Here is a 19,609-nt window from a genome sequence, read left to right on the forward strand (position 1 = left end):
TTAAAACAAACTGTCATTAAAACCGGCGTTTTACCGAACCGGCAGAATAAATCAGAGCCATTTAATCCGCTTTTTCACGCAGAGGGCAGAACATGAAGATTACCCGTTACATCCGGCGTCCCGTGCAGTTATCGCTGCTGAGCAGCGCACTTCTCGCCGCGCTTTCGCTGCCGGTTTTTGCCGCCACGCTGAACGTGATGCAGAACGAAGCACCGCGTAGCATGGATCCGGGCAACCAGACCGCGACGTTTACCGGCACGGTACTCGACCCGATGTACGAAGGTCTGTTGCGCATGTCGCCACAACTCAAACCGGAAGCGGCTCTGGCAACGTCATGGAGCAGCGATGAAAGCGGCCTGGTGTGGACATTCAAACTGCGCAGCGGTGTCACATTCCACGACGGCACACCGTTTAACGCCGACGCCGTCGTCGCCAACTTTGCCCGTCATCTCGATACCAAACGCGGGCTGGCCGCCAGCGGACGTCTGCGCACCTTCCTTGACAGCGTGACCAAAACCGATGACTCCACGGTGGTGTTCAGACTTAAAAAACCCTATCCGGCTTTCCTCAATTTACTGACCACCGGCGCCTGTCTGATGGTCAGTCCGGCGGCAGATAAAACCGGTACGCTCGACAGCAAAGCGGTCGGCACCGGCCCGTACAAAATGGTGCAATACAAAACCGGTGAATTTGTGCTGGAAGAAAAATATCCGGGTTACTGGGGCGATAAATCCGCCGGGCCGGACGACATCAAATGGACCTGGAGCGCAGAGCCTTCGGTGATGAACATGGCGTTGCAGGCCGGTGAAGCCGACGTCATCAACCCGGTGCCTCCCCAATTTGCCCGCGTACTGAAAAACAATCCTAAATTCAGTTTGCATGAAAGCCCGGGTGCCGCCGTGTTCTGGGTTGCACTCAATACCGATCTGAAACCCCTGAGCGACGTCCGCGTCCGTCAGGCGCTGAACTTCGCAACTGACCGCGACGGACTGGTACGCGCCATCATGTCCGGTTTTGCCCAACCGGCGAATTCCCCGCTGGCACCGGTGACCGCCGGTTATGACAAAACGCTGGATCCGTATCCGTTGGATCTGGCAAAAGCCAAAGCATTGCTCAAAGAAGCAGGCGTTGCCGACGGCTTTACGATGTCAATTGCCGTGCAGGGTCAGGACGCGCGTATCGGTCAGGTGCTGCAAAGCATGTGGGCAAAAATCGGCGTGAAACTTGATGTGCGGATTATGGAAAGCGGCGTGTGGACCAAAGCCGCGTTTGCCGATCAGGCGGGTAAAAAGGCCGATAACACCGGCGCGGTGCTGGCCTCCTGGTCTTCCGGTGCGAACGGCGCAGATCTGCAGCTTCGTCCGCTGTATTACAGCAAAAGCTTCGCCCCCGGCGGCGCGAATCTGGGATTCTTCAGTGATCCGAAACTGGATGACATGTTAGACAAAGCGGCTTCTACGCTGGATGAAAATACCCGTAACGCGATTTACGTTGACGCTCAGAAAGAAATTAATCAGCAGGCACCGCAGGTTCTGTTGTATTACCAGAATGATTTGTACGCTACCGGTACGCATATTTCAGGCGTCACAATGATACCCGGTGGTCAAATTGTGGTGAAAGATGCACAGAAAAAATAACCGCGGCATTTACAGTGGAAAAGCGCCATGAAAGCCTATCTTGCCAAAAAACTCATCGCTTTCCCGATCATTCTGATCGGGGTATCGATGCTGATTTTTGTGTCTATCCGCGCGCTGCCGGGGGATCCGGCGCGTCTGATGGCCGGGCCTGAAGCGACGCAGGAAGCGGTGGATGCCATGCGTGTGCGCCTCGGGCTGGATCAGCCGCTGGTGACGCAATATGTGCATTTTGCCGGGGAAGTGTTGCAAGGCAATCTCGGCGTCTCGTTGCAGTCGCAACAGCCGGTCACACAGGAAATCGCTGAGCGGATGCCGTATACGCTGATGCTGGCCGTGCTGGCGTATTTTCTGGCAGTGGCGGTGGGCGTTCCTGCGGGCATGATAGGTGCAGTTTACCGCAACCGCTGGCCTGATTTTGGCGTGATGTTACTGGCCATTGCCGGTGCCTCTGTCGCCAACTTCTGGCTGGGGCTGATGGCGATGAACACTTTCTCGGTCACGCTTGGCTGGCTGCCGTTGCTCGGTGCCACTTCATGGAAAAGCTATATTCTTCCCTCAGTCACGCTGGCCGTTTTACCGATGGCGGTCATGGCGCGTATGACGCGTTCGAGCATGCTGGATGTCTTGTCGGAGGATTATATCCGTACCGCGCGCGCCAAAGGGTTGTCCGCCACTACCGTGTATTGCAGCCATGCATTCCGCAATGCATTGATCCCGATTGTCACTATCGTGGCGCTCAATTTCGGCAGTCTGATTGGCGGGGCAGTTGTCACCGAATCCGTCTTTAACTGGCCGGGTATCGGCCGCCTGCTGGTGGATTCCGTACGCTATCGTGATTACCCGGTTATTCAGGGCGTGGCACTGGTCGCCGTCTGCGGCGTGGTGGTCATGAACCTGCTCGGTGAATTGCTGATCGCTTTCCTGAATCCAAAAATAAGGTTTGATTGATGTCTGCCGTTATCACGCAATTACCCCGTCGCAAACCGCGCACGCTGCGGTTTTTCCGCTGGTTATGGCGACATCCTGCCGTGGCCCTCGGCGGATTTATTGTCAGCCTGATCGTGCTGATGGGACTGTTCGCCCCCTTGATTGTCCGTCATGACCCGTACGCACAAGACCTGATTGATACCCTGCTTTCACCCAGTGCCGATCACTGGTTCGGTACCGATGATTACGGCCGCGATATCTTCGCGCGGGTGATTTATGGTGCGAGGATTTCGATTATCGAAGTAGTGCTGAGCGTCGGGCTGGCGATGATCATCGGCATTCCGCTGGGGATTATTGCCGGTATGGCGGGGCGATATACTGACATGATTATTATGTGGTTTATGGACATGCTGTTTGCCTTCCCCGGCATCGTGCTGGCCATTCTGGTGGTCAGTATTCTCGGCGGCGGGCTGGTAAACTTGCTGATCGCGATTTCACTGTTTGCCATCCCGGTATACGCACGTCTCAGCCGTAACCTGACGCTCGGTTTAAAGCAGATGGAATACGTTGAAGCCGCGCAGGCGCTGGGTTTATCAAATTACCGCATCATCGTGCATTATATTTTGCGCAATGCCATCGGGCCGATTATCGTGCAATCGACGCTGACCGCAGGTACGGTTATTCTCGCTGCCGCCAGCCTGTCATTTCTGGGGCTTGGTGTGCAACCGCCGATGCCGGAATGGGGTACCATGATGAGCGATGGCCGGAACTTCCTCGGCATAAATATTTACCTTTCGCTGTTCCCGGGTCTGGCCATTATGCTGACCGTGCTTGGTTTTAACGTACTTGGCGACGGGCTGCGAGATTTACTGGACACACGCTCATGAGTTCTGCCGTTTTTTGCGCCGATATCGGCGGTTCGTTTATTAAATTTGGTGTTTCACGTTATTCAGGCAAAGTAGAAGAATGCGGCAAAGTGCCCACACCCGTCGCCTCATGGCAGGATTTCGCCGACGCAATACAACAACTGATCGACAGATATGGCGCTGATTTGCCGGCATGCACGCCGCTGGCTATTTCCACCGCAGGATTAGTTTCGCCACAAACCGGCGAAATGCTCGCAACCAATATTCCGGCCTTTACCGGTCATTCGCTGGCGAAAGATCTGAGCGCGGCGCTTGACCGTCCGGTCACTGCCGCCAACGATGCCGACTGTTTTGCCCTTGCCGAAGCCCATGCAGGAAACGCACAAAATCAACCCGTCGTGGCGGCGATTATTTTAGGTACCGGCGTCGGCGGGGGTCTGGTCATCAACGGCCAGTTGGTTCGGGGTCACGGTGGCGTTACCGGCGAATGGGGCCACGGTGCGATTACCCGCACGGAGTTGACGATTGACGGCAAAAATTATCCCATTCCGCGCCTGAAATGTGGCTGCGGCCAGACCGGCTGCCTCGATATGCTCGGCGGTGCGCGCGGTATGGAACGTTTGCATCAACATTTTCACCATCAGGAAAATACCAGTCTGGACATTGTGACTGGCTGGCTGAACGGGGATCCTGGCAGTTTGCTGACCGTTAACGCCTGGCTGGAACTGGTTGCCGAACCGCTGGCCTTGCTGGTCAATATCCTCGGCCCTTCGCGGATCATCGCGGGTGGCGGGCTGGCCTCGGCAAAAGAACTTATCGCCGCGCTGGATGTAAAAGTACGCGGCGGTGTACTGCACACTTATGCAGAACCGTTGCTGATACCGGGGAAATTTCTGACCGACGGCGGATTAGTGGGGGCATCGGTGCTGGGGAGGATGGAATGATGAGCCCTTCCGGCCTCTTTTAAATTCAAAATCAAAATCAAGGTCATGGGTTGCCACCCACACCGGCCTCAAGGGTGGCTTATCGCCACCACCCTTGAGAATCCCGGGCTCTTTTACTGCGCGCTTCGCTGGAGGCTATGTTTCAGCGAGCGTGGTGATTGCCGCAAAATCCCGCCGCTGCGCGGTGCCCTCCCGTCGGGTTACAACCCGCGCAAAAAGACGCGCGGCTTTACACCTCTCCCTCCGGCGTTATTTTGGAACCGGCCTCAACCTTATAGGACGTAACCTCACTGCTTGTGATTTTGTCTTTTAAAAAAGCCAAAGGCGATTCAGAAATCTTGCTGAACGGAGCGGCCTGAAGACCTATGGCTTCAGGACCGAGTGAAGGCATCGCGCAGCGACAAGATTTCCAGCCTGTCACAGTGATACCTGAAACATAGCCAACCCGTGGATCACGTGTTTGAAAAAGCGAGGGGAGTTCAGAGGGGAAAAGCCTTTCCCCTCTGGTCGGTTTCGGCGCGAAAGGCCGTGTGATAACCGTTATTGAGAAACCGAAACTTACATCGGACTCACCTTACACGCTATATTTGGTAATGTTTCCTATTAAAGCTGTTCACATCAATTTTAAATATGCAGGGAATATCATTATGATTTTTCACCGCTATCACGGACTGGGTAATGATTATCTGGTCTGCCATCACAGCGTCGCCGCCCTGCTCAGCCATCAGCAAATTAAGCGCGTCTGCGACCGCCATTACGGCATCGGTTCCGACGGTCTGCTGATCGACAACGACGGTGCTGACATTCCCTCCCTGCGCATTATTAATCCCGACGGTTCAGAAGCCGAGAAAAGCGGCAACGGTCTGCGTATTTACGCCCGCTATCTGTTTGATATCGGACGCGTAACGCATAAACCTTTTCTGGTGAACACGGCGGGCGGACAGGTGCGCTGCGAAGTCACCGAAGATGCGCATCAGGTGATTGTGGATATGGGGCAGGCAAAATTCTCGCCAGCCGCGTTACCCGCAACGGTTGAAGGCGATGAAGCTCTCGCGTTACCGCTGGTGGCTGGCGGGCACAATCTCAGCGCAACGCTGGTGTCGATGGGCAATCCGCACTGTGTGATCCGGGTGGAAAAGCTGGATCTGGATTTGGTCAGGCAGCTCGGTGCTGAAATTGAAACGCTGGCGATTTTTCCGAAACGTACCAACGTGCAGTTCGTGCAAGTCATTGATCGCAATACTATCCGCATCGGCATCTGGGAACGGGGCGCGGGGTATACGCTGGCTTCCGGCAGTAGCAGTTGTGCGGCGGCCAGCGCAATGCGCAAGCTCGGGCTGGTGGACGACACGGTTACCGTGCAGATGCCCGGCGGTGAACTCGCCATCCGTTTCAGCGGCGATTTTCAGGTCAACATGCGCGGGCCGGTGCAGAAAATCGCCACTGTGACTCTTGATAGTGACTGTTTCCGGGATATGCCGGGGTAGCGTTTTGACCAGCTGAACTTCCCGGTCTTACTGCCCGGGCATCACCCGGTGACACCTCGCCACCACGCCGTTTGGACCGCACACCAAATCCTGCGGCATCTGACAACCGTCTCCGGCCAGCGGGCAACGTTCGCGGAAATAACATCCCATTGGCAGGTTGCGGTTGCCCGGTAATTCCCCTTTTCTATCGACTATCCCTTCATCAAGCTGACGTCCGGCACGGGGAACCGAATCGAGCAACAAACGGGTGTAGGGATGTTGTGGCTCTGACAGGACGTTTTCCGCCGCCCCCAGTTCAACGATTTGCCCGAGATACATCACGGCGACACGGTCACTCATATGGCGGATAACGGAAACGTTATGAGAAATCAGCACATAGGTGAGATTACGCTGGCGTTGCAGTTCCACCAGCAAATTGAGGATTTGCGCCTGCACCGAAATATCCAGCGCCGAGGTCGGTTCATCCAGCACGATGATGTCCGGCTCTGAGGACAGCGCACGGGCAATGGAGATACGCTGACGCTGGCCGCCGGAAAACTCATGCGGCAGACGGTCGAGGTATTCCCTGCGGATACCCACCTGCTCCGCCAGCGTGGCGGCCAGTTCACGGCGCTCCCGGCTGCTGTTGTGTTTTTGCACAAACACCGGTTCGGTAATGATCCGCCAGACCGGCAGGCGCGGGTCCAGCGACGATTGCGGATCCTGAAACACCATTTGCATACCGGAGCCGAACCAGGAATTGTCATGGCGTGCGCGATGCACTTCACCGCTGCTGGGCTTTTGCAGCCCCATCAGCAACTGCGCCAGCGTGCTTTTCCCGCAACCGGATTCCCCGACAATACCTAAGGTTTCGCCGCGGATAATATTGAGATCCAGCCCGTTCAGCGCGTGCACATAACCGGTCGGTTTACCGCGCCAGTTATAGCTTGCGGGAAACCGTACACGCACGTCCTGCAGTTCAACCAGTGCCTCAGCAATCATCAGGAATGCTCCTCAATACGTTGGATGTAGATGTCACCGGCACGGCGTTGCGGATGCCAGCAGGCCACGGATTGCTGCGGGAAGTGCGGCAGTGAAGCCAGCGCCGGTGTCTCGATGCAATGCTCATCGGCATGATCGCAGCGCCCGCGAAACGCGCAGCCCTGCGGCAGTTTTGCCAGATTCGGCACGGTGCCGGGAATGGCTTTAAGCAGACTGCGTGGCTCACCGTTTTCAGGTGCGGCCTGCAATAAACCGATGGAATACGGGTGCGACGGCGTGTCGATCACATCCGCTGTCGTGCCGCTTTCGATCACATGCCCGGCGTACATCACATAAACCCGGTCACAAAGCTGTGACACGACGGCCATATCGTGCGTGATAAATAAGACCGCCGTGCCGCTGGCGCGGGCTTTGCGCTGGAGTAAACGCAATACCTGCCGCTGCACGGTGACATCCAGCGCAGTAGTCGGTTCGTCGGCGATAATCAGCTCCGGTTCGCAGGAAAAGGCCATAGCGATCAACACACGCTGGCGCATCCCTCCTGAAAGCTCAAACGGGTAGCGTGACATTATCTGCTCCGCATCGGCAATCTGCATATCCTGTAACAGGCCGACGGCTTTTTGCCATGCCTGTGTCTTGCTGATTTTCTGATGCAGACAGATGACTTCACACATCTGACGGCCGATTTTACGCGTCGGATTTAGCGCATTCATCGGCTCCTGAAAGATCATCGCCACCCGCGCGCCGCGTAAGGTACGCATCTGTTCTTCCGTGGCCTGAACCACATCAGTACCGAGCATGCGTAACGTGCCGCCGGTGACAGTAAAGCCGTCGGGCGGCAGCAGACGCATCGCCATCATTGCCGTGACGGATTTACCTGAGCCGGATTCACCCACCACGCCGACGATTTCTCCGGCACTGACCGACAGTGATACCTGATTCAGCGCTTTCACTTCACCGCCGTACACCGGAAAGACCAGTTGCAGATTGTCGATTTCCAGTACCGGCGTCCGGGATTGTTCAGTCATCTCAGCGCCCTCTGCTTTTCGGATCCAGCAGGTCGCGCAGACCGTCGCCGAACAGATTAAAACCGGTGGCCGTGATCAGAATAGCCACGCCGGGAAAAGCTGAATACCACCATTGATCGAGAATATAATTGCGGCCATTGGACACCATCGCACCCCATTCTGCGGTCGGTTGCTGTGCGCCAAGGCCGATAAAACCTAATGTCGCTGCCATCAGAATTGAGGTGCCGATATCCAGCGACGCCTGCACTATCAGCGGCGGCATCACATTGCGCAGCACGTGCCAGGTAATGAGATGCCAGCGCGACGCGCCGAACGTCCGCGTAGCTTGCATATAAGCCTGATGGCGCAGCATCAACGTTTGCCCGCGTGCAAGCCGCACGTAAAACGGAATGCGCACGACGGCAATCGCCAGCATAGCGTTAAATAAACTCGGTCCGAGCGCGGCCGCCAGCGCCATGGTTAATACCAGCGACGGCACCGACAGCATAATATCCATGCAGCGCATGATCAGCGCATCCACCACACCGCCGACCACGCCGGAAAAACAGCCAAGCAGCGAGCCGGTCGTACCGGCAATGATGACCACCGCCAGCCCGGCGGCGACGGATTGCTGGCTGCCAGTCAGCACCCGACTGAACAGATCCCGCCCGACTTCATCGGTACCAAACCAGTGCAACGCGGAAGGTGCCTGCAATCTGTCGGTCAGGCTGATGGCATTCGGGTCGTACGGTACCAGCCACGGCGAAAAAATCATGATGAAAAGCACGACCAGCATGATCGCCAGCCCTAACATCGTCAGCGGGCTGCGGCTCAGTAAATGGAATGTGCGCCGCCAGCTGGCGAAACGCGGTTTGACATCCGGTGCCACAATATCGGCCCGACGATTATTGACGCCCGGTTCAATCACTGACATTGGCTCACCCCTCACGTCCGATGCGCGGATCGATCCACACATACAGCAAATCCACACACAGATTGACGATCACGTATGCGAACGACACCACTACCGCAAAGCCCATCACTGCCGGGAAGTCCAGCGCCTGAATCGAATTCACGACATACGCCCCCATGCCCGGCCAGGCAAAAACGGTTTCCGTCAGCACCGCACCGTAGAGTAAATCCCCCATCGCCAGCCCGAGCACGGTCACGGACGGGATCAGTGCATTCGGCAAGGCGTGGCTGAGGATCACCCGCCAGCGGGAAAGCCCGTTGGCACGCGCCGTACGGATGTAGTCTTCATTCAGTTGCTCCAGCATCGCCGAGCGGATCTGACGCGCCACAATCCCCATATGCACAAACGCCAGCGTCAGCGCAGGCATCGCCAGATGTTGCAGACTGTTCCAGAAAGCCTCCCGGTTGCCGGTCAGCAAAGAATCGAGCACATAAAAACCGGTGATATTGGCTGGCGGATCCATCCAGTCATCTAACCTTCCGCCGCCCGGCAGTAAGTTCAGATGGCCGTAGAACAGGATGATGACACCCAGCCCCAGCCAGAAGGCAGGCGTGGAGATACCCAGCACCGAAAGCAGACGCACCAGATGATCGGGGAATTTATTACGGTAAACTGCCGACAGCACACCCAGCGGAATACCGAGCACAATCGCCAGAAACAGCGCACTGACCGCCAGTTCTAACGTCGCCGGGAAGAAGGCTTTCAGGTCTTCCAGCACCGGACGACCGGTGCGGATTGAAGTGCCCAAATCGCCGTGCAGCAGGTCGCTGACGTAACGGAAAAACTGCACATACAGCGGCTGATTCAGCCCCAGTTGCTCACGGATATGTTCAACCATTTCATTGCTTGCGCGATCGCCCGCCAGCAACCGAGCCGGATCACCAGGGATCATATGCGAGATGATAAAAGTAATGACGCAAACCCCCGCCATCACCAGTATCAGCCCCCAGCAGCGCTGGCGGATCAGAGTCCAAAAAGTCATAGTTTTTCCCCGTAAAACCCTTTCAGGTCGTGAAAGGGGTTTTCGTGAATGATATTGCGGTTACTGTTTATGCATTTGACCAACGTTGAACACTTGTTCGAGCATCGGGTTGAAAACAAAGCCCTTCACGTCTTTGTTCATCGCCACCTGGTAGTTTTTCTGGAACAAATACACATACGCCGCTTCGTCGATAACAATTTTCTGCGCCTGCTGGTAGTACTCGGTGCGCTGTTTCTGGTCGGTCACCGACACGGCTTTTTTCAGCAACGCATCAACCTGCGGATTGGAATAGAAGGAACGGTTACCCGGCAGGCCTTTCTTGTCGGACTCAAACCAGTAGTTCATAAACATGTACGGGTCGGCAAAATCCGGGCTCCAGTTACCGATTGAGATGTCGTAATCGCCCTGCCCGATACGGTCGCGCATGGTAGCGTTAGCCAGCTTTTCCAGTTTCACGTTAATCCCGGCCTGACCCAGGCTGGCCTGCACGGAAAGTGCGATAGCTTCCCAGTTCGGATCATTATCGGAATACAGGAAGTCCAGCGTCTGCGACTTGTCTTTGACTTTCCCGAGGTCGGCTTTGGCCTGCGTCAGATCCAGACTGTATTGTTTTGCCGTCGGGTCGAAGCCCCACATACCGTCAGGGATCGGCCCGCGCATCTGTTTAGCGTTACCGCCAAGAATACCTTTCACCATGCCCTGATAATCCACGGCAGAGGAAATCGCGCGGCGTAAATCCACCTGACTGAGCGGTGCTTTGCCGTTGTTGAGATACAGATACGTCACGCGCAACGACGGAAATTCCTCAACGGCGACTTTGTCTTCTTTCTTCAGCGCAGCCAACTGGTCCACCGGCAGGGAATCAGCGATATCCAGATCCCCGCGTGAAAGTTGCAGACGGCGGGTAGCGCTTTCACCGATAATTTTCACGGTCACGCGTTTGAAGGCTGGCTTTGCGCCGCTGTAATACGGGTTCGGCACCAGCACCAGTTGCTGACCTTTCTGCCAGCGATCGAGCTTATAAGGGCCGGAACCGGCGGTATGACCGGCCAGCCATGCCTTGCCTTCATCGGCTGGATTGGCTTTAGCAATCGCCGGATTGACGATCCCCGCACCGTCATTCGCCAGCGTGTAGAGGAATGGCGCGAACGGCGTTTTGAGCGTGAACGTGACCGTCAGCGGATCCACCACCGAGACCGTCATGTCTTTCGGGAAGGCTTCCGACGGGCCCTGGCCGATTTTCATCAGACGATCGAATGACCATTTCACGGCATCGGCATTAACTTCAGTGCCGTCATCAAATTTGGCGCCCGGCTTGAGTTTGAAGGTCCAGACGAGTTGATCCGGTGAAGCCGTCCAGCTTGCCGCCAGATCGCCTTCGACCTGCGTCGAGCCTTTACCGCCTTCGGTTTTATACTGCACCAGACGCTGATACGCCGGATACGTGACCGTCCAGTCGTTGTTGTCGATGGTCACTGCCGGATCCAGCGTTTGCGGATCGGCTGCTTTACCGATCACCAGCATGTCTTTCGGCACGGCGGCCTGCGTGGCAAAACTTAAGCCTGACAAGGCGAGAAAAATGGCACCGGCGACCTGTGTTTTCGTATTTTTGCGGAACGTTTTGATTGCTGTGTTGCTCATCGGGGAACTCCTGGCTCTGTCAAAAAGTGATAAGAGACGTGCAATGATTACGCGGCATTAACCGGCGGATAGCAGCCGAACCGCTCTTCTAACAACGGATACGTATTGGCATCCGGTAATTCAAAGTGCCACCACTCGCTGGCGATACCTTTAAAGCCACCCGCTGCCATCACGGCGTTGAGCAACAAGCGGTTACGCTGGATGTGTGGCGGTAAATCGGGATAAAACGGATGCGATACTTCCGTCATTTCATCGAAACCCGCGCCCATATCCACGACTTCCCCCTGCTCATCCAGCAAGGTGAGATCGACGGCCACACCGCGGCTGTGATGCGAGCCGAGCCTGATATCCACCACATAATCCGGATTCGGAAACGCCGCCCATAAACAGGCCTGCGCCGCCTGCGGCCGGTAAGCGTCATAAATTTTCAGGGTAAAACCTGCCAGTTTCGCCACTTCATTGCAGCGAACTAAAGCCGAGGCGGCATCGGGGTGCAGCAGGCAACGCGATTCACAATAAATCGGCTGACCGGTCAGGTTATCTGCGGTGGCATACTTCAGGTCAATCACGGCATCGGGCAAAACTTCGGCCAGATCAGTCAGTGCGATGTCAGGTGTTTTATTATTGATGGTCATGATTAATGTCTTTCCGTTCCTGTCGTTGCAATGAATTTACGATTCAAATTGTCCGAGCTGTTTTTGCAAAATCCGGTTATTTGCCAGCCGTTGTTCAACATCGTTACCGCGCAGTTCGAGCACTGCCGAGCACAGCAAGTTGAACAGGCAACTGAGCGGTGCCATCGAGTCCCAGAACTGGCCGGTGTCGGTTTTCACCTGCAACAGATCTACCGGATAATCGCGCGCCCACGGGCAATAAATGTCAGTAATCAGTGCCACGTTCAGACCGCGTTCACACGCAGCTTCGCAATAGGTTTGCGCCATCTTCGAATATGCACGGGTATCGGTCACCACCAGATAGGGCTGCGTGAATTCCGAATTCAGGGATTCAACATAGGTGCCGGAAAGCCCGTCGGCGAAATAAACTTTCGGACGTAAGTATTCGAGATAACTGGCGAAGTTATTGGCAATGCCGCGCACCGACTGGATACCGAGAATAAACACCGCTTCAGCCTCAGCCAGGCGACGGCTGATCTGCGCAAAACTGTCAGTTTGCGCCAGCTGATAGACGTGATTAATGGCGCCAAGCTCGAGCGTCAGCGACTGCTGCAACTTTTCCTGCTGCGGCTGTTTGCTGCGTTCGCGGTAAGCACCCAGACGATCGGTAACCACCCACGGCTGATAGGATGTGCCGCTTTGCAGACGCAGCATTTGCTTGAAATGATCGAGATTACGATAGCCCAGGCTGCGCAGATAGCGCCCGACAGAAATGCCGCTGGTCGCCGCGCTACGCGCAATGCTGTCCGCCGTTTCAAACGGGATCTGTGCAAGATTTGCCAGCAGGTAGCTGGCAATGCGTTTGCCCGTCGGCGTCTGTCCGGCAAACGAGGCTTCGATTTGTTCAATCACATCCTGCGCTGGCTGCATCAGTGCATCCTCTGTTGCTTCATTGTCAAAAAGCTAGACGTTGTTAGTAAAATAACAATGCACGGGATGTGCCAGTTTCGGGAAATGAATGAAATTTGTGCGGAAGATCTGAATTTATGATGATGTTATGGCAGGCAACTGGCAAAAAACTTGCTGAAGAACGGCCGGAACCAAACTTATCGATAACGCTTGCACAACAATCAGGCAACTTGTGAGTGCTTTTAGTGCAATACAGCCATGGCAAGGCGAAAGCATGAGGAAAAACTGCAGAGGCTTTAACCACTTTGTCTTAATAGTCAACAGGTTGAACATTAAGAGAACAGTCAGACAACTTTTTTCGTTAACCCTTTGACATGCCACGGGGCAGTCGCTATTATTCGCCCCGTTCACACGATTCCTCTGTAGTTCAGTCGGTAGAACGGCGGACTGTTAATCCGTATGTCACTGGTTCGAGTCCAGTCAGAGGAGCCAAATTCTTGTTTTCATGCCTCTTTGCGAATCTTTATGTGATTTAGATTCAATAAGTTAGCGCGAAAAATCTTCCCGATGCATTTTTAGTTTTCTCTCCGCATCGGGAGAATTTGGTGGTCAGATTTGGGGTCATGTTGGTTCGATGACGGAGTGACCCCCAAATGTCTCTTAACGACACAAAAATCCGCAGCTTAAAGCCATCCGCAAAACCCTTCAAAGTTTCCGATTCTCACGGCCTGTACATTTTGATCAATCCCGGCGGTTCACGTCTCTGGTATCTCAAATATCGTATCAATAGAAAAGAATCTCGCCTTGGCTTAGGCGCCTACCCTGACGTGTCTTTGGCTGATGCTCGTCAACAGCGTGATGGTATCCGTAAACTCCTCGCGCAAAATATCAATCCAGCACAACAGCGCTCTGCTGAAAGAACCACTTCCACACCAGAAAAAACCTTCAAACATGTGGCACTGGAGTGGCATAACAGCAACCGAACATGGTCTGAGAATCACGCATCCCGCCTGCTTGCCAGCATGAACAATCATATATTCCCTGTGATTGGACACTTGCCGGTAACTGAACTGAAACCTCGCCATTTTATCGACCTGCTGAAAGGCATTGAGCAAAAAGGTCTGCTGGAAGTCGCAGCACGTACCCGGCAGCATATGTGCAACATCATGCGTCATGCCGTACATCAGGAGTTGATAGAGAACAATCCGGCGGCAAATCTGGAGGGTATCATCGCTCCTCCCGTTAAACGCCACTACCCCGCCCTTCCGCTGGAGCGACTGCCGGAACTGTTGATTCGCATTGAGGACTACCAGCAAGGACGAGAGTTAACCCGCCTGGCCGTATCACTCACCCTGCACCTGTTCATCCGCTCCAGCGAGCTGCGCTTCGCCCGTTGGTCTGAGATCGATTTCAAAAATAGAATCTGGACCATTCCTGCCACTCGCGAGTCCATCCCCGGTGTCCGCTACTCTGGGCGTGGTGCAAAAATGCGCACTCCACATATCGTTCCACTCTCACGTCAGTCCATCGCTATTCTGAAACAGATACGGGAAATATCCGGTCATCAGGTGTTGGTATTCCCCGGCGATCACAATCCGTATAAGCCGATGTGTGAAAACACGGTCAACAAGGCGCTACGCCTGATGGGCTATGACACAAAAGATGAAATCTGCGGCCACGGGTTTCGGGCAATGGCCTGTAGTGCCCTGATGGAATCTGGCCTATGGGCACAGGATGCGGTTGAACGGCAGATGAGTCACCAGGAACGCAATAGCGTTCGAGCAGCCTACATCCATAAAGCAGAATATCTCGATGCCCGTAAAGCGATGATGCAATGGTGGTCGGATTATCTGGATAGGTGCCGGAAAGAGTATGTGCCGCCTTATATTTGTGGGAAGGAAATCAGTTACACAATGGGATAAACCTTCTGACAAAATAAATCTCAGAAATATGCCGTATCAGTCTGTACTGGTACGGCATATTTCTGGCTTCAACTCGAAGAAATTGTTAAGCCGTTTATGAGCATCGTCAGCCAGACTGTCCTGCGTGAATCGAAAGTGTGAGATCCGCTTATCATTTAGAACTATCTACGGAAACGGATTAGGTCAGTTATGAGCGAAGCGGAAGTTCGCTTTCAGGGTAAACTAATCCACATACCAGAGGATCTCTAAAAGAGAATGGTGCGGATTTCAGGGATACCTACACAATGGCCTGCGCCAGGTTTTTACAGTAACCGCTTGAAAAGATATTTAAAACGCATGCGTGCGCCATAACGGTCATCCGTGTTACCCGTTTTAACCGACGGTGATTCAAGCCAGGAAACATAAGCCCCAAGATAAATATTGAAGTTAGGCATATCCATGATATCAGGCAGGTGACATGAGGAATGGATGGTGTGAATGTCATATTTTCCCGGCGCCAGAATCGCGCAGTCATAGTCACAGTCACTGGGCTACCCCGGCCATATTGAACTTGTCGATATTGTTGTGCACATAGATTTATGTCAGTTCCTGGCATTGAGCAGACAGGTAAACCTGAACACAGATCCACCCGATAATACTCAAAACTTTTCCGTCACAGCGTCTGGCCGTGCTGATGCCCGATAAAGCTTTTCGCTACTCAGGATCCTGATCCCGTCCGGCGAGCTTTCAAGGATACGCTTTTCACTGTCTGACTCCCACCAGGTGACTTCCCAGTCCGGCATACCGGCCAGTAAGGAAGCGATCAGCCCGGCAAGTTCGGCGCCGGTTTTACCGCAAGAATCCAGATTCCCGATAGGCTGCCCTTGTTTCGTAATCGCAAGGCGGTAATTTTCCATCCTTCATCCTCCATTAAACAAAGCAGGCTTGAGCAGGCCGGGCCGCCCCTTAAGCGCAGCAAGAATACTGCTGCGTGTCAGGGAACACGCAACTTCTGCCGCTCCGGCCACCGGTAATCCCCGCAGCAGGGCTGCCGTAAGCTCGGCGGTAAACAAATCTCCGGTTCCCTTTGGCGCGCCGGTATAAAAATCATGGCGTATCTGAGAGAATCCGCAGCGGGTCACAACCAGTACGCTGACCGTGACGTTATCACCACAGTCGTCCGCACTGGTCACCGTTACCCACTGTGTCCTGCCCTGAAGCAGTGAGCGCGCCGCACTCACAACCTCATCCCGGCTCTGCAGTGCCCTGCCGCTCAGGCACTCCAGTTCAAACAAATTAGGCGTCAGGCCGGTTGCCAGCGGGGTCAGCTGTGCTCTGTACCATTCTGTCAGTGCAGGATCGACATAATAACCCGTATCTTTATCACCCAGCACCGGATCCATGACGACCAGCAAATCGGGATGCCTGGTAATGCAGCAGGTAAGCCATGGCTTTAATACGGCAGCTTTAGCTGGCGTTCCCAGAAAACCCGTTACCACGGCCCGCAGACCGCCATCGAGCCCCCTGTCACTGATATCGGTCAGGAACCCCGCAAACCAGGTGTCAGGCAGCTCGCCGCCGTAAATTTCCTGCCCGTCCGGTGTGTGGCTCAGTACGCAGGTGGGTACGGCAAGCACGTCATGCCCGTATCGTGTCAGAGCAGGCTGCGCAATGCTGTTTCCGACACACCCCCGGATCACCTGCGACTGGATGGAAATCACATCTGGCAGGGCCAGAGATGAGCTGTCACTGTTCATCGGGTCGGCCAGAAATAATCATCGGGAAGGCTGCGGGCGCCGAAAATAGCCTGCCCCACACGAACAACCGTGGCCCCCTCTTCCACCGCAATTTCAAAGTCACCGGACATCCCCATTGAAAGCTGTGTTGGCAAAAATCCGGCAGGTGCCGTCTCACATAAACGGTCACGCAGCGTCCGCAGACGAATAAAACATTCGCGAACGCGTTTGGCATCTGTCGTGAACTCGGCCAGAGTCATCAGTCCCTTCACATTCAGGCTGCTGAAGGGCGTGAGCTGACGCAAGAATGTCTCAGTTTCATCCGGCGTCAGGCCATATTTGCTAGGCTCGTGAGAGGTGTTTACCTGAACGAAGACATCCAGTTCACGCCCTTCTTGCTGCAGACGTCTGTCCAGAACTTCCGCAGTATGCAGGCTGTCGAGCGCCTGAAATTCGCTGGCGAATTTTGCAACCAGTCTGGCCTTATTAGACTGCAGATGACCGATGACCGACCATTTCAGAGGGTTGAGATCCGACATTAACTGAGATTTTCGCCATGCCTCCTGCACCTTGTTTTCACCCAGAAAATCGCAGCCGGCGTCATAAGCCAGGCGAATATGGGCCTCATCCATGGTTTTACTGACCGGCAGAAGCCTGACGCTGTCCGGATCGCGACCGGTGCGGCGGCAGGCGTCTTCAATCCGGCTGCGTACCGCCTGCAGGTTAATCCGGAAGTCGTCAACGCTTTCTGCACGCGGCCAAAGGTTATGCATGTCATGGCGCGGTTGTGTCGCGCTGGCTAGAGTATGTTCGTCTGTTTTCATCGTGGTAGACAGTCTGCCTGGGTTGAATTATTATTGTCCTAGGTTAAATAATTTATTGTCACAGATCAATGAAACTATCAGGTAAAACAGCAGGCGAAATTTTTGAAAAGGTCAGGACGTTAATTCAGTCCGGCGAACTTAAACCCGGTGAGGCGCTGCCGCCCGTGCGTGAGCTGGCGGTCTCCCTGGAGGTAAACCGAAATACGGTAGCCGCCGCGTATAAGCGCCTGACTGATGCAGGCTTCGCTGTTTCCCGGGGACGAAACGGCACGGTGATCCGCGGCTTCGCCTTTCAGGCTGTTGCAATGGAGGGCTCGCCGCCGGATCTGGCGGTGCGCGACCTTGCCAGTGGCAATCCTTGCGCCACGTTTTTGCCCGAGGTGTCTCCTATGCGAATGAGACCAGGTCTTTACGGTGAACGCGCGGTCAGCGAGGAAATGGAAAACCTCGGCCGCCGCTGGATGGATGCTGATGTGACAGGTTCCTACCAGCTCAATCTGACCAGCGGGGCGGTGGATGCGGTTGAGCGCCTTCTCAACTGTTATCTCATCGCCGGAGATCGGGTTGCGGTTGAGGATCCCTGTTTTCTGAGCAGTATCAGCACTCTCATGCACAATCGCCTGCAGGCTGCCGGAGTGCCGGTTGATGAAGAAGGTATGCAGGAAGGACCGCTGGCAGAGTGCCTTGCTTCTGGTGTTCAGGCGGTCATTATTACGCCACGGGCGCACAACCCTACTGGTTTTGGTCTCAGCGCACAGCGGGCGCAGCGCATCCGCGCGGTTCTGGCAGACTATCCGCAGGTGCTGGTCATCGTGGACGATCACTTTTCGCTCCTCTCCACGCAGGCGTATCAGCACATCATTCCGGAAACGACGCGTCACTGGGCGCTCATTCGCTCGACCTCCAAATTTCTTGGCCCGGACATGCGGCTCGCTTTTGTGGCCAGCGATGAAGAAACCTCGCTGCGGCTTCAGCAACGCCTTAATGCCGGTACAAACTGGGTCAGCCATATCATTCAGAATGTCACCGCTGCGGTGATGATGTCTGCGGATTTTTCATCTCACCTTGAGACGGTCAGGGAAACTTACCGGGTCCGTCGCCAGGCGCTGACCGACCTGCTGCGCGGTCATGGGTTACAGGTTTCAGACCGGCACGATGGCCTTAACGTATGGGTGCCCCTGGACTGCGACTCTTCAGGCATTGTGATGCAACTGGCCCTGAAGGGATGGCTGGTGCGCGAAGGGGAAGTGTTCGGGTTGTTTCATCCGGCGCACGGCCTGCGTATTACCGTTTCCGATCTTGAGCCGGCTGAGGCCGGGTCTTTTACGCTTTCTCTGACCGGTCTGCTGCCGTCTCTTTGACTTGCCCGCAGCCGCTTATCTGACCTGACCGGACAAATTACCGGTCCCCACCACGGAGTTTATTTGCATGCGCGTACATTTCATCATTCATGAAAGTTTTGAGGCTCCGGGAGCCTATGAGATCTGGGCCAGGGAGCATGGCCATCATGTTACCTATTCACGGGTTTATGCAGGCGATGCGCTCCCGTCCGCCGTGGACGATATCGATTTTCTTATCGTCATGGGCGGTCCGCAGGATCCGGCCACCACGCCTGAAGAATGCTCGCACTTTGATGCGAAAGCTGAACAGGCCGTCATCGCTGCCGCCATCCGGGCAGGAAAAGCCGTCATCGGCATCTGCCTGGGTTCCCAACTGATCGGTGAAGCGCTCGGTGCCCCCTTCGACCACAGCCCGGAAAAAGAAATTGGTAAATTCCCTGTTTCCCTTACGGAAGCCGGACGGCAGCATGCACTGTTTGCGCATTTCGGGCATACGCTGGAGGTCGGGCACTGGCATAACGACATGCCTGGTCTGACGCCGGATGCCACCGTTATTGCCTACAGCGAAGGATGCCCGCGTCAGATTGTGGCTTACAGCGATCTGGTCTACGGTTTTCAGTGTCACATGGAACTGACTCCGCAGGTGGTCGAACTGCTGATTGCAAACTCAGAAAACGATCTAAGCCGTGCAGCCGAATACCGCTTCGTGCACACACCGGCGGAGCTGCGTGCACATGATTATCAGGAGATGAACCAGGCACTGTTAACTTTCCTCGATAAGCTGGCCGACCGCTACAGCCAGAGCCGCAAGTAATCGTATCCCTGTGCAGACTTGCCAGC

General features: G+C 55.0%; 18 protein-coding genes, 1 tRNA gene and 1 pseudogene. 9 read left to right on the plus strand and 11 right to left on the minus strand.

Annotated elements, in window-relative coordinates; translation table 11 throughout:
• The first annotated feature begins 92 nt into the window (after positions 1 to 92).
• From J1781_RS24280 to dapF, 5 genes are all read left to right on the plus strand, one after another.
• A complete protein-coding gene (locus J1781_RS24280) occupies positions 93 to 1,637 on the plus strand; it encodes an ABC transporter substrate-binding protein (RefSeq protein ID WP_217234305.1) in 1,545 nt (514 codons plus the stop codon).
• A gap of 27 nt (positions 1,638 to 1,664) precedes the next feature.
• Positions 1,665 to 2,585, plus strand: a complete 921-nt coding sequence (locus J1781_RS24285; protein ID WP_129951624.1) for an ABC transporter permease — start codon at positions 1,665 to 1,667, stop codon at positions 2,583 to 2,585.
• Complete coding sequence (locus J1781_RS24290; protein ID WP_129951625.1) at positions 2,585 to 3,451, plus strand: ABC transporter permease; 867 nt, start codon at positions 2,585 to 2,587, stop codon at positions 3,449 to 3,451. Before J1781_RS24285 ends, J1781_RS24290 begins: the two co-directional genes overlap by 1 nt.
• Complete coding sequence (locus tag J1781_RS24295) at positions 3,448 to 4,374, plus strand: ROK family protein (protein WP_217234306.1); 927 nt, start codon at positions 3,448 to 3,450, stop codon at positions 4,372 to 4,374. Before J1781_RS24290 ends, J1781_RS24295 begins: the two co-directional genes overlap by 4 nt.
• Before the next feature lie 647 nt (positions 4,375 to 5,021).
• Complete coding sequence (gene dapF, locus J1781_RS24300) at positions 5,022 to 5,861, plus strand: diaminopimelate epimerase (RefSeq protein ID WP_217220361.1); 840 nt, start codon at positions 5,022 to 5,024, stop codon at positions 5,859 to 5,861.
• A gap of 27 nt (positions 5,862 to 5,888) precedes the next feature.
• On the opposite strand, the gene J1781_RS24305 is transcribed toward dapF, so the two are convergent.
• From J1781_RS24305 to J1781_RS24335, 7 genes are read right to left on the minus strand one after another with little or no spacing between them, the layout of a single operon-like run.
• On the minus strand, positions 5,889 to 6,842 hold the full coding sequence (locus tag J1781_RS24305) for an oligopeptide/dipeptide ABC transporter ATP-binding protein (RefSeq protein WP_129951628.1): 954 nt from the start codon (positions 6,840 to 6,842) through the stop codon (positions 5,889 to 5,891).
• A complete protein-coding gene (locus J1781_RS24310; RefSeq protein WP_129951629.1) occupies positions 6,842 to 7,870 on the minus strand; it encodes an ABC transporter ATP-binding protein in 1,029 nt (342 codons plus the stop codon). Before J1781_RS24310 ends, J1781_RS24305 begins: the two co-directional genes overlap by 1 nt.
• A gap of 1 nt (position 7,871) precedes the next feature.
• The gene (ddpC, locus tag J1781_RS24315) at positions 7,872 to 8,783 is read right to left on the minus strand and encodes a D,D-dipeptide ABC transporter permease (protein WP_129951630.1); all 912 of its coding nucleotides are present in this window, start codon (positions 8,781 to 8,783) and stop codon (positions 7,872 to 7,874) included.
• Positions 8,784 to 8,787: 4 nt separating this feature from the next.
• Entirely contained in the window at positions 8,788 to 9,804 is a 1,017-nt protein-coding gene (locus J1781_RS24320) for an ABC transporter permease (protein ID WP_217138357.1), read from the minus strand.
• 60 nt (positions 9,805 to 9,864) lie between these two features.
• Positions 9,865 to 11,445, minus strand: a complete 1,581-nt coding sequence (locus tag J1781_RS24325) for an ABC transporter substrate-binding protein (RefSeq protein ID WP_217138358.1) — start codon at positions 11,443 to 11,445, stop codon at positions 9,865 to 9,867.
• A 47-nt stretch (positions 11,446 to 11,492) separates the two neighbouring features.
• A complete protein-coding gene (gene ddpX, locus J1781_RS24330) occupies positions 11,493 to 12,080 on the minus strand; it encodes a D-alanyl-D-alanine dipeptidase (RefSeq protein WP_217138359.1) in 588 nt (195 codons plus the stop codon).
• A gap of 36 nt (positions 12,081 to 12,116) precedes the next feature.
• Positions 12,117 to 12,989, minus strand: a complete 873-nt coding sequence (locus tag J1781_RS24335) for a MurR/RpiR family transcriptional regulator (RefSeq protein ID WP_129951634.1) — start codon at positions 12,987 to 12,989, stop codon at positions 12,117 to 12,119.
• A 395-nt stretch (positions 12,990 to 13,384) separates the two neighbouring features.
• Between J1781_RS24335 and J1781_RS24340 the strand changes: the two genes are divergently transcribed.
• Both J1781_RS24340 and J1781_RS24345 read left to right on the plus strand, forming a co-directional pair.
• A tRNA-Asn gene (locus J1781_RS24340) sits at positions 13,385 to 13,460 on the plus strand.
• 161 nt (positions 13,461 to 13,621) lie between these two features.
• Positions 13,622 to 14,890, plus strand: a complete 1,269-nt coding sequence (locus J1781_RS24345; RefSeq protein WP_217234307.1) for a tyrosine-type recombinase/integrase — start codon at positions 13,622 to 13,624, stop codon at positions 14,888 to 14,890.
• 302 nt (positions 14,891 to 15,192) lie between these two features.
• Here J1781_RS24345 and J1781_RS24350 read toward each other — a convergent pair.
• From J1781_RS24350 to J1781_RS24365, 4 genes and pseudogenes are all read right to left on the minus strand, one after another.
• Positions 15,193 to 15,466 (minus strand): annotated as a pseudogene (locus J1781_RS24350) (carbohydrate porin); the annotation flags it as partial.
• A 62-nt stretch (positions 15,467 to 15,528) separates the two neighbouring features.
• Positions 15,529 to 15,786: a cytoplasmic protein gene (locus J1781_RS24355; protein WP_217234308.1), complete on the minus strand. Its 258-nt coding sequence runs from the start codon at positions 15,784 to 15,786 to the stop codon at positions 15,529 to 15,531.
• 3 nt (positions 15,787 to 15,789) lie between these two features.
• A complete protein-coding gene (locus tag J1781_RS24360) occupies positions 15,790 to 16,626 on the minus strand; it encodes a PfkB family carbohydrate kinase (protein WP_217234309.1) in 837 nt (278 codons plus the stop codon).
• Entirely contained in the window at positions 16,623 to 17,429 is an 807-nt protein-coding gene (locus J1781_RS24365) for a YggS family pyridoxal phosphate-dependent enzyme (RefSeq protein WP_238483612.1), read from the minus strand. The genes J1781_RS24360 and J1781_RS24365 overlap by 4 nt, the downstream gene beginning before the upstream one ends.
• A gap of 68 nt (positions 17,430 to 17,497) precedes the next feature.
• On the opposite strand from J1781_RS24365, the gene ptsJ reads away from it, so the two are divergent.
• Both ptsJ and J1781_RS24375 read left to right on the plus strand, forming a co-directional pair.
• Positions 17,498 to 18,790 (plus strand): MocR-like B6 salvage transcription factor PtsJ, encoded by a 1,293-nt coding sequence (gene ptsJ, locus J1781_RS24370; RefSeq protein ID WP_217234310.1) that lies wholly within the window; start codon positions 17,498 to 17,500, stop codon positions 18,788 to 18,790.
• 67 nt (positions 18,791 to 18,857) lie between these two features.
• Positions 18,858 to 19,583 carry a type 1 glutamine amidotransferase gene (locus J1781_RS24375; RefSeq protein ID WP_217234311.1) on the plus strand — a complete coding sequence of 242 codons (726 nt, stop codon included), beginning with the start codon at positions 18,858 to 18,860 and terminating at the stop codon, positions 19,581 to 19,583.
• The last annotated feature ends 26 nt before the right edge of the window (positions 19,584 to 19,609 follow it).

It is taken from the genome of Rahnella perminowiae, assembly GCF_019049695.1.
Classification (GTDB): Bacteria; Pseudomonadota; Gammaproteobacteria; order Enterobacterales; family Enterobacteriaceae; genus Rahnella; species Rahnella perminowiae.

Bases quoted from the DNA above. Each gene is read 5' to 3' on its own strand.
- J1781_RS24290 (WP_129951625.1), top strand. From the start codon at position 2,585: ATGTCTGCCGTTATCACGCAATTACCCCGTCGCAAACCGCGCACGCTG.
- J1781_RS24295 (WP_217234306.1), top strand. From the start codon at position 3,448: ATGAGTTCTGCCGTTTTTTGCGCCGATATCGGCGGTTCGTTTATTAAA.
- dapF (WP_217220361.1), top strand. From the start codon at position 5,022: ATGATTTTTCACCGCTATCACGGACTGGGTAATGATTATCTGGTCTGC.
- ptsJ (WP_217234310.1), top strand. From the start codon at position 17,498: ATGAAACTATCAGGTAAAACAGCAGGCGAAATTTTTGAAAAGGTCAGG.
- J1781_RS24320 (WP_217138357.1), bottom strand. From the start codon at position 9,804: ATGACTTTTTGGACTCTGATCCGCCAGCGCTGCTGGGGGCTGATACTG.
- J1781_RS24375 (WP_217234311.1), top strand. From the start codon at position 18,858: ATGCGCGTACATTTCATCATTCATGAAAGTTTTGAGGCTCCGGGAGCC.
- J1781_RS24345 (WP_217234307.1), top strand. From the start codon at position 13,622: ATGTCTCTTAACGACACAAAAATCCGCAGCTTAAAGCCATCCGCAAAA.
- J1781_RS24355 (WP_217234308.1), bottom strand. From the start codon at position 15,786: ATGGAAAATTACCGCCTTGCGATTACGAAACAAGGGCAGCCTATCGGG.
- ddpC (WP_129951630.1), bottom strand. From the start codon at position 8,783: ATGTCAGTGATTGAACCGGGCGTCAATAATCGTCGGGCCGATATTGTG.
- J1781_RS24310 (WP_129951629.1), bottom strand. From the start codon at position 7,870: ATGACTGAACAATCCCGGACGCCGGTACTGGAAATCGACAATCTGCAA.
- J1781_RS24280 (WP_217234305.1), top strand. From the start codon at position 93: ATGAAGATTACCCGTTACATCCGGCGTCCCGTGCAGTTATCGCTGCTG.
- J1781_RS24325 (WP_217138358.1), bottom strand. From the start codon at position 11,445: ATGAGCAACACAGCAATCAAAACGTTCCGCAAAAATACGAAAACACAG.
- ddpX (WP_217138359.1), bottom strand. From the start codon at position 12,080: ATGACCATCAATAATAAAACACCTGACATCGCACTGACTGATCTGGCC.
- J1781_RS24335 (WP_129951634.1), bottom strand. From the start codon at position 12,989: ATGCAGCCAGCGCAGGATGTGATTGAACAAATCGAAGCCTCGTTTGCC.
- J1781_RS24285 (WP_129951624.1), top strand. From the start codon at position 1,665: ATGAAAGCCTATCTTGCCAAAAAACTCATCGCTTTCCCGATCATTCTG.
- J1781_RS24365 (WP_238483612.1), bottom strand. From the start codon at position 17,429: ATGAAAACAGACGAACATACTCTAGCCAGCGCGACACAACCGCGCCAT.
- J1781_RS24360 (WP_217234309.1), bottom strand. From the start codon at position 16,626: ATGAACAGTGACAGCTCATCTCTGGCCCTGCCAGATGTGATTTCCATC.
- J1781_RS24305 (WP_129951628.1), bottom strand. From the start codon at position 6,842: ATGATTGCTGAGGCACTGGTTGAACTGCAGGACGTGCGTGTACGGTTT.